A 15082-nucleotide genomic window follows, 5' to 3' on the forward strand; every position below is an offset into this window, starting at 1 on the left:
GCTTACCATCAACGACTATTTGCAAAATATGCGATTATTATGCCTGATTCTGGATTTTAATCAGCCAATTTTAAGTTGTATATGTTATTTATATCTTTAACCATCAGAGCTAAAAAATCTGGGATACCCTTAAGGATTAAGGCTCTAAAATTAGGGTCATGTTCAAATATATATTGAAGCGTGGACGGGAACAATAAGTATTTAAGTGGCATTTTTTTGTATTCTTTTCTTTTGGAGAAATAAGAAACCGCCAACTGTTTTAATACAAACTTCCTGTCCTTATTGATTGATTTTATATATGAGGAAAAAACATCTAACGCATCAAGGATTGGTATGTAAACCTCATTCTCAATTGGAACATATATAATATCTTTTGCAAGGTTTTTCTGATGTGAAGCCTCATGAATCAAAACCAAAAATTGTTTTATTACAGGGGGTTTTCGCAGAAAATTTATCGGGTGTGTTGGGTCAGAAAAATACAATCTATCCAGGTTAATCCAGATTCTGTTATAAACATCCCCTGAAGGAAACGTAAAAGCAAAAGAACCTCTAGCAATCTCTGCTTGATTCAGGTTAGGACGCCAGTACACATTTTCCCATGGGGTATCCTGTTCTTGTGGTAACAGATTATTATCACGGACAAAATCTACCTCTGGCTTTACATTTGAGATTAATTCCTTAGCTGAATAGCAAAGAACCAGTTGAGCATTCTGCAGGTTTTTTTTTATTTCTCTATATCTGGAAGAAAGCTGATCTGCAAATTTTTCAATAATTTCTTTGTTATCAGTATTAAGAATTGAAGACAAATATAAATTAAGCTGTGTTGATTTATCTTTGGCAGAAAGGTAATCGATTGCTATCCGTAAATTATCAATAGCAAAGTCACGGTGATTTCTTAACACAACGGCGGAACTTCTGACGTGAAAAAGGCCGCTACCGAGAGCATGAGATATGTCTGTTGTTGTCCACTGTGGGTTTCCATTGAAAAATTTTTTTGTTATTTCACTCGATATATATTCATAATTCAAAACACGAGAATTTACATTACGGTAGGGAACTTCCAGTAAATCATTACTCTTAGCTATAATATGCATGATTTCTTTCAATTTTTGCCAGCGTACGGAAAAAGCTGTCATGCCCTTTGTTCTACGGATTGCAATACCCGTTCTGCCGCTTATTAATTCAACGTCAGATGTTATGACAGCAGAACCGTCGACATCAAGCGCAACGACTTTAACTAACGTTTTGTTCTTGAGAAAACAAGATGTTTTATCCGTATGGTAAATGGTAAGCATGTCTTGTTGTAATCTGGATACACTTTTAGGTATAAGCTTACATTTATAATAATTACCATTATATTTAAAATATAGTTTGTTGTTTTCTTTATTTATGAATGTGTTGGGGAAATCAGCGTTAACTAAAATATTTCTTTCATCGACATAAATTTTATACAGAGGATTTAAACGCCCTCTTACATAATCAGTAACAGTAGCATCACATACATCCGTTACGGAAGGTCCTGGGGTATCTGACGGAGACCTTTTTGCTCTACATTTTCCTGTAATAGTATCCGTACCCGGCTTCAACTCAAATATTAGCTCATCATATTTATAGATAAGTATATTTTCCTCACCTTTTAATCTGTTGCTAAGCTTATAAATTTGTTCATCCACAGGAATGGCATGAAAAGCCCTGCCTTCAAGGTTGATAACCAGATTCTGTTCTTGTTCTGCATTTGAAAGGGAAGGGACTGGTGCTAAAACGGATTCTGCATCATTGATTATTCTGTCTGCCAGTTCGCATGATAACATATAACCTTCGCTCGTCCTTCTGAACAATAGTTCTTCATTTATTTCCTCAAGAGAGTTAAATTCAGTTTTTATCGAAACATTTTCCCTTGCCAGATGTGATAGCGGTCTTATTTCTTTCCCTGGCTCTCTTACAAATTTTTCACCGAAAAAAACTTGAGTTTCCTTATTGAATTGTGCCCACACTTCCCTGTTGCCTACCATTTCTACACGATAAACTACAATTTTTTCGTTATAAACGGGACACCAAAAAGTTTCCGGCGTATTTGATACTGCCTTTGTGGTAATAGAAGAAATTTTTTTATCAAGAGAGGAGACTAAGCCTTCCAGAAGTATTTTTTTATTTTCTAAAGTTTTAAAGCGATTTTTGATTTTCAGCAACCCTTTTTTTCCTGCAAAAAAAATAAGTCCAAATCCAGGATCAATACAGCGGGCTAAGTTTATACTTAGGGCTCGAATAACATCAGGAGAAATAGCGTGAGCTATAGATGGAAATTCTTTAGCCATAACTTTTCCTGCTTCATTTGCAGAAGCTTTCAAAGTAGACTTAAGAAGCCCATATTTCATTGCCTGAATAGAAGCATTACCCAGTGAGATATTAAATCTCATTCCTACCTTCGCTGCTGAATAAAGGAAAGGTGTCAGACTGGCAACATCAATAATACATGAAGGAACGGATGTCTCAAAATTACCGTTAATACTTTCTGTAACACAAGTATAAAAGGGAACTAAGCTAAGAAGAAAATCACTTATTTTTTCTTTTGACGTTTTATCATAACCTTTATTATAAAGATATGATGTTAATTTTTTTTTGTGAAGGTTTACAATGTTGTTTATTAACATTTCCACCGGTTCGTCTTTTTCTTTCAAAATCTGTTTATTTAATAATCTAAGTTCGTAATTTTCACTCCCTCCCGGGAGAACGTCATCTAAATAAGACAATAATAAATCCCTATCGCGATCGACACGTATCATGGCATAATGCCCGGTTCCTTGCAATACTTCCAGTGAGTAAATTCTTTCCTCTTCACCATTTATGTATTGTATGAAATCTCTATCATCAGGTAGAAAATAACGAAATACTTTGTTATAGGCAATACCAGACTTACCAAAAGGTAATTTTCCTCTAACCATAGACTGGCCATTAAACTCAAACTTAATCCTGCGCGCTTCGGAATTAACTATAAAATCTTGTTCATCCTCAGATAATTTATTATAAACCCCGATGATGTTTATTTTTTGCACCACAGAGAATAGCTTTCCGATTTTTTTATTTTGCTGTTCAAACTTAATATCTATGTCGGGAAATGTATATACATTTCCATCAGATCCCTCAATATCTACTTCACCATGACTGTTTAAATAATCAGTCACACTGTATTTCGTTATATTTTTCGAGTTTAATAAATTCTGTGCTAGTTGTGTTCTTGTTTTCCAGTCCTTAACAGACTTTGATAAAAGGAAAAAGGGGTCGTTACTTTCGTACCATTCTTTTACCATGTTGGTGTAATTTATAAAAACATCACTGCCATCCCCCATGTCATCAAACGAAATATTATTCATGCTATGAAAATAATAAATTAATGCAGGCAGCCTGAAATATGAAAAGAACTCTAAAGGTAATCCCCCCTCCTGCATGAGATTGAATAAAACAACACCAACATCCTGAATTGCTTCCAGGCTATGGTCATCAAGAGTAGCATCAATCTCACTCAGAAACATAGCCCCTGCATGTATCATTCCCCACCGGGGAGAAAAAGCACTTATTTTATTAAGCGTATTCAGCTCATCTCCTTGAATATTTGATAAAAAAATAGGGAATTTTCTTTTAAGTAAATTTTCCTGAATGAAAATTCTTGCTTTTTTTGATATATTTATACTGTTATCGTTAATTTTATTAAAGTAATTTCTTACTAAATTACCGTGAATGACGTTATTTCCATTCTTAAGTAAGCGCATAGAATCTTCTATAATCCATTTATCTACTGATGTCCCTAATATTAAATCAGCTAGGTATTCTGCAATTACTATCGCATTTTTATTATATGTGAAGTCGTCTTCATTTCCTGAACCATACAATCCTGCCGGTGTGAGCAACGCCCTGGCAACTTCTGCAACTTTCTCATCACGGTTATCTGATGTAACATATTCAACTATATTATTTATTCTGGAATTCTTATCTGGCAGATCATTTTTATAATACTCGGTTAATAATTTGTCTATCAACTCATTTTGTTTTTCCCTGATGCGGATCGTTTCAGAATCTGTAATTTTGTCATAACCTCCACCTGCCTCAGTGAGCTTCGTCTGAGTCGTCCTTAAGCTATCCCGCAGCAATTTTCTTCCCACGATAAGTCCGGTCAGGGCCGTAGCGGCTCCAGCTGCAATGACAGGTTTACTTTTCAGGGCCTGCATATATGACGTGGCCACGGGTGCTGCTGCTGCCGTCATCACTAGGGGGAGTAAAACATCTCCGCCACTCCTGCTTGTTGCTGAGGAGGATACCCGTGTTTCTGGTATGTCGGTGTGTACAGGAGTGCTCTCAGTAGCTTTCCTGAGTGGCTCAGGATAAGTAATGGCGTCACATTTCGTATTGAAATGCGTGGCAGTAACGACCTTTTCGTTTGTTTGCTGGCGGGTCTCAGTTTTGAGGGTGGTACAGTACGGCAGCGCTGAAAGTCCGCTTTTTTCCCTGAGTCGTTCCACCGCCAGCAAATGCGCCTGCTCAGGGACAGAGAGAGGGGCGTTTTTCCCCGGCGCTGATGCGGGCCTGTTCTGCACCATCGCCCGGATGTAAGACCCGGGGGTGGCCGTTGAATTTGACGAAAACGCGGTGAGCCGTGGTGCTGAGGAAGAGCAAGGAACTGCGGCATCGCATACATCTCCGGTCATTTCCACCTGGGTATCGACCTCAAAAGCGGGAACGCGTCGGGATGGCTCGTTATTTTCCAGCATTTCCGCGCTGGACGGGAGACTGCTCGCCATATTTCCCAGCGCAATCCAGTAATGACTGGCGCGGATAAAAATATAAGCCATAAAGGCCGGAACCTTCAGCGGCCCACGCTGCGGTGAGCCTTCGTCTTTCATCCAGCGCCCGGCCACAATGGCCGTAACCGCCAGGGCTGTAAACAGGTGGATGGAAGTGTGATTTTCATCTTCGCCCAGAAACTGCTGTAGGAAAGTATCATCCGTCCAGCCGGTAACGGTATCCCGGATAAAGGCTGCCAGCCGGGAAACAACATTAATATTCTCAGGAAGGCACCATGATGCCAGTCCGAGAACATGCAGTGTTGCGGCATCAATATTCCGTCGATCAGTAACTGCGGTATAAAGGCTGTTTGCCGCGATTACGAGACTGGTCGGGGTGCCGGGAAGTATTTTAGAAAGGCAGGCAGAAAGTATTCTGCTCTCCCCGTATCCCCCCAGGGTACGGACCAGCTGTTGAACACCACGACGGCAGTCTTCCGTCAACGGGACACGGAATTCTGCCGCTTCTCCGGCATCAGTTGGAGAGGCCTCATGGTTTTCAATGGCGTCAAACCAGGTCTCTTCCATTTCAACGTGGTCGATGGCGTCAAACCAGATATCCTGGTCTTCCTGATTTGAACTACCCTGGGATACCAACGTTCTGCTGGCCGATGGGAAGCCAGCGATTGAATTAGCATGTAACATAATTTTTACCTAAATATGGCCGATTATTACCTTCTTTTATCAAACCAGAATAGTTTTTCTATCTTTTTCTATCAGGAAAACATCTTTTCTCTGTAAAGTTCCTGGATGCGGCAAATCTGCGAAGGACTGTATCCCGTGGCATCAGCCGTTTCCCGGATACTCAGTTTCTTAACCTGCCGGTAGTACAGGACTTTCTGATGCCGTTCATGATCGGCCAGTTTACCCCGGTATTTCCCAGCGTATGCGCCCGTTCAATTCCCTATTTTTGCCGCTGGCGGCGGCTCAGCCAGTCTTTATGCGACATCGCGGCCATCAGGTCGATAAGCATGTTATTGATGGGGTCAGTTTGGATATCGAAAATTATTGTACTATAAGGGCTTTCCCGGCATGTCAACGCCGGTGTTTACGGTTTCTTGTCTGCACTTCAGTAAAAATAAAGGGGAGAGACTGCGGTACTATAAACGGCCATGATGAATCGTTATCGATTCTGGCCCTGATGAAAGACGCGCGTGAGGCTTTTGTTCGTTAAACGGATACGTATATCCTGTACAATATTCAGATATACCTCACGGGGTCTAAGCCTCGCATTTTTGGCGGCAATGGCCACTGAACCAGAAGCGTTCGCAGATATGAATCGCCCGCTTTCGTTATCCCGCCAAGCTTTGATTTTCGGCCACTACTGTACTGCGATGGTGTAAGCCCCAGCCAGGCGGCCAGTTGACGCCCATTTTTAAAATCATGCGCATACCGATACTGGCGACCAGCGCACAGGCCGTTGTGGGACCAATCCCTTTCAGTTCCATCAGTGGCTGGCTGCGGTGATCGGATTTTGCCATACGGGACAGAATTCGGTCATATTCAGTAATGCTATCATCAATGCGATCAATGTGTTCCAGCAAATCATCAACACATTGCTGAACCTGAAGTGGCAAAGAATTCTTCTGTTCAGCAACCATGTGGCGTAGGGCATCTGTACTTTGTGGGGCAATGACGCCGAATTCAGATATCAAGCCTCTTAATCGGTTATATGTTGCTTTGCAGCCATCAGACGGGGTTAATGGCCATACTGCCGAAACAGTCTTGCCCAGTAATGCGCCCCGGAGCATGCTTCCATCCCGATAACATAGGGTGGCAAACCAGCAATCAGTTCAGGAAGTGCTGCACGCGATACCCTGGGTTTTACCAGAACAGTTTTTCCATTCTGGTCAACGCAGTGGACAGCGAACACATTTTTAGCAAGATCGATACCGACAGTGGTAATGGTCATAACGAATCCCTCTGGGGCTATGTTTACCCCATGATTGCACAAGAGTTAATCAGGCGCATATCCAGGGGAAGTCCCTTCCATTCGTTAAGGCTAATATTTGACCATTTTAGGTTGAAAAACGTGTATTGCCACATACTGAGAATCTCGTTTCGAAAACCATAGATTATGATGCCTTTACGATCCCGCTCACCATAATGGTTGATATATTTTGTATCCCATGTGGACGATAGAATCGCTTTATAAAAGACAAAAGTAAAATTCAATATACAATAAGAGAAAGCCTTATGGTAACCGAATATGATAAATAAAATAAATGAAAACGTAACAAAAAACATAGAAGTTGCAATCACCCCTAAAAAGAAAACAATCTCGAACGTTTTTTTTCACCGAAAAATAAAAATTGTTTGTAATTCGTCAATCAATCTACATCCAAAAGGCCTTGGGAAAGGATATGAAAAATATCAGGCATTCAGTAAAGAAACCATTGGTAGCGTTAACGCAATCATGGGATATATAAGTAATTTTAGAAATTCTGGCGAAGAGGCAATTTTAATACACGGAACTAAAAATGGACGAGTCGCATTATATTCTCATTTTGTTAACAACAGGAAAGAATTTACAGTTAAAGATTTTATAAGTCATATCAAAAAGGTACATAATGTTGATATAAGTGAAAAGAACAAAGGTCCATTACACGTCATGTCTTGTTTTGGTGTTAGTAATGGTGTATATCAGGCATTTTCAGATGAATTGAGAAGAGAAGTTATAGGATATGGCGATGGAAATGCCATTTCAACTAGTGGTAACTTAAAGAATCATTTCAATAAGGAAACCAGCATCATCAAATCAGTCATAGGTGATGTAGAGAAAGACCAACCTGAGGATCTAAAACTTACGAAGGCAAGTATTCACAAATTTATCCCGCATGCCCCCAAAAACTAAAACGTCTGATCTGAGAGCATTGTGGAAAAATAAGCTATGTGTTTTGTCGATGACTTTTTGTTTGTACAAGGTCTGTATGCGGCGTATCTGAGAACAGCTGTACCCGGTGGCCTCAGCCGTTTCCCGGATACTCAGTTTCATAACCTGCCGTTAGTACAGGACTTTCTGATGCCGTTCATGATCGGCCTGTTTATCCCGGTATTTACCCAGCGAGGGCGCCCGTTCAATTCCCTGTTTTTGCCGCTGTCGGCGGCTCAGCCAGTCCTTATGAGACATCGCGGCCATCAAGTCGATAAGCATGCTATTGATGGCGGTTATCACTGCGCAGGTTATAGGGTCAGTTGGCGAAGGGACTTTCTCTGACAGAGCCAGCCACGAGGTGGGGACATCCAGACTGATAACTCGCAGTTCATGTTGTTCGATCTGTTTCTTTAGTGTCATCCAGTCGCTGTTACTTAGTCGGGTCAGGCGGTCTATCTGCTCGACCAGCAAAATATCATTGTGGTGACTGTCCATCAGTAAACGTCTCAGATCCGGTCGGTCGAGTTTTGTACCGCTGATATTCTCCCGCTAAGGGCATTACTCGTTTCATCGCTACTATGACTGACTTCGACTTCCAGAAGGTCACTTTCAGGCCTGGTGTTCGGCACCTTCTGGGACGGGAGTTTCACCTGCAAGGCTCTTCCCAGCGCACAGCCCAACAGTAGGGTAACGTGGCGCTTAGTGCAGTCTGGTATCTGAAACGTAGCCGCTGGTGATTAATCATCGGCATTTTTTTGTCAGTCATTTCTCAAACTGCGCTCTGGAATGCGTTATGGCAACCCTTACTTGATTTCAAGCACGTTTAAACGTTCTACTCCAGGTGCCACGATATCGTCCGTATCTTTTGGTTGCCAACCAACCGGCTGCATCGGGATATCTGGGCGATCAAACGCCAAATCACCGCCATCCACCACGCCACTGCCATGATGGATCCCTTTAAAATCAAATAAATTTATGTCGCTAAGGTGCGAAGGAACTACATTTTGCACCGCGCTGAACATGGTTTCCAGTCGTCCAGGATGACGCTTATCCCAGTCGCGTAGCATGTCGCCAATCACCTGGCGTTGCAAGTTAGGCTGCGATCCACAGAGGTTGCATGGAATGATGGGGAAGGCTTTAGCGATCGCGAAGCGCTCAATATCTTTCTCGCGGCAGTAAGCCAGCGGGCGGATCACGACATGCTTGCCATCGTCGCTCATCAATTTGGGCGGCATGCCTTTCAGCTTTCCGCCGTAGAACATATTAAGCAATAACGTTTGCAGAATATCGTCGCGGTGGTGGCCTAAGGCAATCTTGCTGGCACCCAGTTCAGTGGCAGTACGGTAGAGGATGCCACGGCGCAGACGTGAGCACAGGGAACAAGTGGTTTTACCCGCTGGGATCTTGTCCTTGACGATACTGTAGGTGTTTTCCTCAACGATCTGGTACTCAACTCCTAGGTGTTTCAGGTAAGCGGGCAGAATATGCGCTGGGAAGCCCGGTTGTTTCTGGTCGAGGTTTACCGCCACCAAGGAGAAGTTCACCGGTGCGTTCCGCTGTAGGTTACGCAGGATCTCCAGCAGGGTGTAGCTGTCTTTGCCGCCAGACAGGCAAACCATAATGCGATCGCCTTCCTCAATCATGTTGAAATCAGCAATTGCTTCGCCCACGTTGCGGCGTAGGCGTTTTTGCAGTTTGTTCAGGTTGTAGTGTTCTTTTGGGTTAATAGTTGGCTTTTCTGACATTTAAATCTTGCTCGTCCTTTAATCGGGATGGGGCTTAGTGCTTTAGATAGCGAGTTTAACATTCAACAGGCTGATTTGATCATTATTCATCATCGTACTTCCATGCAGCATAAGCGAGAGTGGGTTGCACAGCCGATGCTCGCATGATTGCCTACCAACGCTGCTGGATCAGCCGAGCTTGTACAGCGAAGGGAGCCGCCTACAAGGTGGTGCTAAAATAGGGCATGGTCACCATTATTTAGCGACAATTAATTTCCCACACGTCATACTGATAAAAAGATGAACTGACCAAAGAGAAACCATGAACACATTGATGTATTTGATGATGGCAATAGTCGCAGAAGTGATCGCCACTACCATGTTGAAAGCCTCTGAAGGCTTTACTCGCCTGTGGCCGTCGCTGCTGGTGGTCGTTGGTTACGGCGTGTCTTTTTGGGGGTTGTCGATGGTGGTCAAGAGTATGCCGCTGGGCATTGTTTATGCAATCTGGTCAGGTATGGGCATTGTGCTAGTTTCGATCGCCGCTGTGTTTGTTTATCAGCAAAAATTGGACTGGCCAGCGATGATCGGTATGGGATTAATTATCGCCGGGGTACTGGTGATTAATTTATTGTCGAAGGCATCGGTACACTAAGGGTGAAAAGATCGGCGAGACCTGATGTCACGCCGTTATAAATAATGTACGACATAATGCGCAGCTATAGCCACGATTTGTAACAAATCCTTCTAGTACACCAAACAAATTGAAATTGTAAGCATGCAAATGTTAGGTGGCAAACGATGTGGAACGTGGATGCTCAGCCAGGGAACTTGTGCCAGCGCAGGATGAGCTGTGTTGCGGCCTGGCGGGCAGGGCGTAGTCAATACGCCCTTGGCGCTATCAGGTGTTCAACTGGTTAAGGCAGCGTTCGCCACGATCCAATTGGTTGACGTTTTGCAATGTGGTCTGCGAGATGCTGGTGAGCGTTTCTTCGGTCAAGAAAGCCTGGTGGCCGGTAAACAGCACGTTATGGCAGGCTGATAGGCGGCGGAATATACCATCTTAAATAACGTCGTTAGACTTATCTTCGAAGAACAAGTCGCGTTCATTCTCATAGACGTCCATGCCCAGCGCGCCAATTTTCTGCTGTTTGAGTGCATCGATGGCGGCAACAGGGTCGATCAGTACGCTACGGCTGGTGTTGATCACCATCACGCCGTTTTTCATCATCGCGAAGCCAGCGGTATCCAACAGGTGGTGGTTTTCTGGCACCATCGGGCAGTGCAGGGTGATCACGTCAGACTGGGCGTACAGCGTTTTCAAATCGACATAGCCAGGTATTTGCGGTCATAGTGTTTAGTGCTATGTATCGCCAATTTCATTGTGGTCTCTCTACCCCGTTTTGTGAACAATCCAACCGATGTAATTCAATATTATACTGCATGGTGAATGATTCTATAATGGACGTTTGATGGCTTACCACGATGATTATGCTCTTAGGCAGTGCACTTCTAACAAGTCCAATTAGCTTTAAAGCAGTTGTATCCTCTAAGTGACTCGTTGATTCATCAAGACATATAAGTTTCGGTTGGTTCAGTAGTATTCTTGCAAACGAAAGACGCTGCTGCTCTCCACCGGAAAGCACTTTACTCCAGAGCTTTCTTTCACCCAGTTGTGGGCACAAATGATGCAGTCCAACCTGCGCCATACACGTTTTGATCTGCTCATCTCTTACATCGCTTAACCCTGGATATATCAAAACTTGGGTGAGGAAATCATAGGGTAAATAAGGTTTTTGTGGCACAAATAGGCTTTTTCCGTCGGGTAAGTTCCAGGTTCCACTGCTATAGGGCCACAGCCCGGACAGAGTTCTTAACAAAGTTGTTTTACCACAGCCGCTAGCGCCGGTTATTGCGATAGAATCACCGTCATGCAAACGGAGATTGATAGGTTTAAAAAGGGGGGTGCCATGAGAATGGTGGGCAACTAGATTATGGCATTGCAATTTATTAGGAAGGCGAGAATATTTCACTTTCACAGGTAGTTCTATCAAACTTTGCTCAAATTTCCATAGCCTCTCTACTGTTGCAGACCATGCGACTATCTGCCGATAGGAATCGATGAACCAGCCGAAGGCATCAAGTACGTAACCGAAAGCTGCGCGCGCCTGCATCACACCGCCGAGCGATATTTTTTTCGCGATATAAAGTGGCAACACAGCAAAAATCGGGATCATCAGACTAAGACGGAAGTATGATGTAGTGAAGGTATCCAAGCGGAACTCGCGGGACATCAACTGCTGCCAGTTGCGTGCAATCGCCGAAAAATGATGATGCATGCGGCGCAACTCGGTGCGCTCGCCACCATAAAACGCGATCTGCTCGGTATTATCACGTATGCGTAGCATACCGGCTCGGTAGTCGGCTTCGGCTTTCTGCTTATCCATATTGAGCTGGTGCAAAGGGCGGCCGATCCGGTGGGCGAGCACGCTATTGACAGTGGCATACCCCAGCGCCACCCAAACTAAATAGCCATGCACTGGAAAGGCATGCCCGGCGATGGTAAGACTAAGCGTACCCGATAACTGCCACAGAATGAAAATGAATGAGAAAAGCCCGGTAGTATTTTTTAACAGCGATAAAAACAGTTTGAGGCTTTGTTCAATCAGCAATTGGATATCTTCGGCGATACGTTGATCGGGGTTATCCGGCTCAGCGTTGAAACTCAGACGGTAGTGATTGTGCCGCCGGAGCCACGAGGCGTGAAATCTCAGGGCCATCTTCTGCCGCCAACGGATGATCAGTAATTTTTTCAGCCAGTTTGTGCTGATGACGAATAACACAAACAGCGCGGTGTATCCGGCGTAAGAGAACGCCAGCCTGGTGACAGACGTATGCTGAAAGTAGTCGGTCAGGGCGTCATAAAATTCGCGGCTCCAGTTGTTGTACTGAACGCTTATCCATACCACGCCTAAAGTGAGGCCAGTTAGCGTCAGCAGTAAAAGCCACGAAAACCATTCACGGGGACGCAACCAATAGGGCGCAATCAACTGGTAAAACTGTTTTAGACTTTGCATAGAGAATGTCGCATAAAGAGTATTGTACAGGGCATGTTGAAGAAAAGTGTGATAGCCACCCTCACGGATGGCTATCGATCAGATTAAAAGCCTGATCAGCTTAATAATTCCATTTCACGTTAAGCATGAAGTTACGCGGATCGCCGTAGAAGTTATTGCCGCCACGATGACGGTTGGAAACGCCGAGATAATATTCCTTATCCGTCAGGTTGTTACCGTTTAGACTGAGGCTTATCTGTTTGTTGTACCGATAACCGATATTGGCATTGAACAACGCGTATCCACCCTGCGAAACGTTGTAGTTGGTGGTGGTATCTGTTTGCGCTGTCAGACCTGCCCCGACCGACCATTTATCCCATTGCCCTGGCAAGCGGTAGCTGTTGTACAAGCGAAAAAGGTGCTGCGGAGTGTGTTTGCTGTAGTTGGTGCCTTTTTGCGTATTGGCCGCTTCGAGGTATTTGCTGTTATTGAGCGTATACCCGGCGTAAACCTGCCAGCCTTCCGCCAGCTGGCCGGAAACTTCCATCTCGACACCTTGACTTTGCACTTTGCCGTCGGCGACGTAGCAGTCATCGCAACCGACGCTGCTCATGGCGTTATTTTCCTGAATGATGCGGAACAGGGCGACGGAGATGTTCAGCGCACCGTCAAAGAATTCCCCTTTTACGCCGGTCTCGTAATTGCTGCCGGTGACCGATGGCAGGAAGTTGCCGCTGGCGTCCTTCGTGCTTTGCGGTTTATAGATTTCGGCGTAGCTCAGATACCAGGTGTAATCTTTCGCGAAATCCCACAGCAGCCCGCTGTATGGGATAGTTTTGCCTCTCACCTTGTAATTTCTGTGTCTCGTCATCGCGCCGGTGGTCAGGTTGGTGAAATAAGAATCGTAGGTAAAGCTGCTGTAACGGCTGCCGAGGATCAGCTTCCAGTCGTTTGCCAAACTCAGGCGAGTTGTGGTGTACAGGCCGCGCTGATACACAGCGTACTGATAACGGCGGGTGTAATCCCCGTCGGGTTCGGGCAGGCTTTCTCGATCCCAACTGTAGATATTGACCTTGCTGGTGTTGCTCAGTACGCCGAATAAATTGCTGAAATTCTCTTTTTGATAATCGCCGCCGAGCACTAATTCGTGATCACGGTTCAAAAACGCAAATGGCCCGCTCAGGTTAAGATTGACGCCGTATTGGCTGCTGCGGTTGTGCCGTTGCAAGTAGTTGTTGAGTCTCGCATCGCCCGAATCATCCACGCCCTGTGTGCCGTTGCCGTAAACACCGATGAATTTTCCCCGCGCGCTGGCGGAGGTGTAGTTTATCGAGCTTTTGGCGACCCATTCGTTATCGAAATAATGCTCGAACTCGGCGAAGGCGTTGGTTTTATCGAAGGTAATGTTATTCCAACTGGCACCCAGAAAAGTCGAACGTGGCAGTTCCAGGCTGGCGTAGTTGGTTGACATTGGCACGCCGTAAAGATTGGCTACCGTGTCGGTTTTTTGCCACATAACGCCGCTAGTCAGTGTGGTCTGCGGCGTGAAATCGTAGGCCAGCGTTCCGAACAGCACCTGACGATCGCAGTTGATGTAATCGGTAAAACTATCTTTCTTTTGCAGCACGCCGATGATGCGGCCACGCAGGGGAGGCTCGTCATTCAGTGGCCCGGAGACATCCACTTCGCTACGATAGTTATCCCAACTCCCGGCGCTGGCGCTAATTGAAGATCGAAAATCGTAAGTAGAGCGCTTGCGCACCATATTGACCGTACCTCCCGGCTCGCCGCTACCCTGTGTCAGGCCAGATGCGCCGCGCAGCACTTCCAGATGATCGTAAATCGCCAGATCCGGCGACTCGGTGGAGGCTTCGGCAGACCCCATTCCGGCAACGCTGTTCTGAAACGAGGAGCTTATCCCGTCTTCCTGAAGATTGTCCATGGTGAAGCCACGCGACAGGTAACGGGTTTGATACGAATTCTCGTTGATCACGTTCACACCGGTGACCTGACGCATTGCGTCGTCCAGCGAAGTCATACTCTGATCGTTGATGCGCTGGCGGGTTACCACACTGACCGACTGTGGCGTTTCGCGAGCAGAGAGATTCAGACGGCTCGCCGCCGACATGCTGTGGGTAGTGTAAGAGTCGGTATCTTCGGTCATCGAGCCATGATTAATGTCGCCGACCACCACCAGTTCATCCCCTTCGGGGATCTTTTTTAGGGTGTAGCTGCCATTAGGTTGACGTTCTGCCTGTAAACCCTGCGCGGTCAGAAGGCGGGAAAACCCTTCGGCAAGGGTGTAAATGCCATTGAGCGCCGGACCGGATTTTCCTTCGGTTAGTTGTGCATCGCTCGCTAGATAAATGCCAGACTGCGCGGAAAACTGATTAAGCTGAGAAGCCAGCGGCGCGACCGGGATCGCATAAGTGTTCCTGCCCGCCGCCGTTTCAGTGGCCTGAACAGAAGGTACGATGGCCATGGTGCAGGAGAGTGCCGGTACGTAAAACATCATGCGCATGAGTGTGGTAGCCACTTTGTATTGGAACCTGTGCGGTTGGCCATTTTGTGGTGATGGTGACATTGATTCCC

6 protein-coding genes and 4 pseudogenes are annotated in these 15082 nt (G+C 45.2%); 2 read left to right on the plus strand and 8 right to left on the minus strand.

Features of this window, described 5'->3' with window-relative positions:
* Positions 1-56 precede the first annotated feature (56 nt).
* The 3 genes and pseudogenes from SYMBAF_RS05855 to SYMBAF_RS05865 all read right to left on the minus strand — a co-directional run.
* Positions 57-5480: a hypothetical protein gene (locus SYMBAF_RS05855; RefSeq protein ID WP_040266020.1), complete on the minus strand. Its 5424-nt coding sequence runs from the start codon at positions 5478-5480 to the stop codon at positions 57-59.
* 71 nt (positions 5481-5551) lie between these two features.
* Positions 5552-5820 (minus strand): annotated as a pseudogene (locus tag SYMBAF_RS05860) (recombinase family protein); the annotation flags it as partial.
* Between the two features lie 266 nt (positions 5821-6086).
* Positions 6087-6747: pseudogene (locus tag SYMBAF_RS05865) on the minus strand (IS110 family transposase); the annotation flags it as partial.
* 297 nt (positions 6748-7044) lie between these two features.
* Between SYMBAF_RS05865 and SYMBAF_RS05870 the strand changes: the two are divergent.
* Entirely contained in the window at positions 7045-7689 is a 645-nt protein-coding gene (locus SYMBAF_RS05870; RefSeq protein ID WP_152609150.1) for a hypothetical protein, read from the plus strand.
* 45 nt (positions 7690-7734) lie between these two features.
* Here the strand turns inward: SYMBAF_RS05870 and SYMBAF_RS05875 are convergent.
* A pseudogene (locus SYMBAF_RS05875) lies at positions 7735-8259 on the minus strand (recombinase family protein); the annotation flags it as partial.
* Between the two features lie 254 nt (positions 8260-8513).
* Positions 8514-9455: a tRNA 2-thiocytidine(32) synthetase TtcA gene (gene ttcA, locus SYMBAF_RS05880; RefSeq protein ID WP_040266016.1), complete on the minus strand. Its 942-nt coding sequence runs from the start codon at positions 9453-9455 to the stop codon at positions 8514-8516.
* A gap of 301 nt (positions 9456-9756) precedes the next feature.
* On the opposite strand from ttcA, the gene SYMBAF_RS05885 reads away from it, so the two are divergent.
* Positions 9757-10089, plus strand: coding sequence for a DMT family transporter (locus tag SYMBAF_RS05885; RefSeq protein WP_040266014.1), 333 nt, complete (start codon positions 9757-9759; stop codon positions 10087-10089).
* A 246-nt stretch (positions 10090-10335) separates the two neighbouring features.
* On the opposite strand, the pseudogene SYMBAF_RS05890 reads toward SYMBAF_RS05885, so the two are convergent.
* The 3 genes and pseudogenes from SYMBAF_RS05890 to SYMBAF_RS05900 form a co-directional block, all read right to left on the minus strand.
* Positions 10336-10767: pseudogene (locus tag SYMBAF_RS05890) on the minus strand (NAD(P)-dependent oxidoreductase); the annotation flags it as partial.
* Positions 10768-10813: 46 nt separating this feature from the next.
* The gene (locus tag SYMBAF_RS05895; RefSeq protein ID WP_082027000.1) at positions 10814-12511 is read right to left on the minus strand and encodes an ABC transporter ATP-binding protein/permease; all 1698 of its coding nucleotides are present in this window, start codon (positions 12509-12511) and stop codon (positions 10814-10816) included.
* Positions 12512-12611: 100 nt separating this feature from the next.
* Complete coding sequence (locus SYMBAF_RS05900) at positions 12612-15074, minus strand: TonB-dependent siderophore receptor (protein WP_052447827.1); 2463 nt, start codon at positions 15072-15074, stop codon at positions 12612-12614.
* Between the last annotated feature and the right edge of the window lie 8 nt (positions 15075-15082).

The sequence above is a fragment of the Serratia symbiotica genome, assembly GCF_000821185.2.
GTDB lineage: Bacteria > Pseudomonadota > Gammaproteobacteria > Enterobacterales > Enterobacteriaceae > Serratia > Serratia symbiotica.

Coding starts and splice junctions, on each gene's coding strand:
- SYMBAF_RS05895 (WP_082027000.1), bottom strand. CDS start 12,511: ATGCAAAGTCTAAAACAGTTTTACCAGTTGATTGCGCCCTATTGGTTG.
- SYMBAF_RS05855 (WP_040266020.1), bottom strand. CDS start 5,480: ATGTTACATGCTAATTCAATCGCTGGCTTCCCATCGGCCAGCAGAACG.
- ttcA (WP_040266016.1), bottom strand. CDS start 9,455: ATGTCAGAAAAGCCAACTATTAACCCAAAAGAACACTACAACCTGAAC.
- SYMBAF_RS05900 (WP_052447827.1), bottom strand. CDS start 15,074: ATGTCACCATCACCACAAAATGGCCAACCGCACAGGTTCCAATACAAA.
- SYMBAF_RS05870 (WP_152609150.1), top strand. CDS start 7,045: ATGATAAATAAAATAAATGAAAACGTAACAAAAAACATAGAAGTTGCA.
- SYMBAF_RS05885 (WP_040266014.1), top strand. CDS start 9,757: ATGAACACATTGATGTATTTGATGATGGCAATAGTCGCAGAAGTGATC.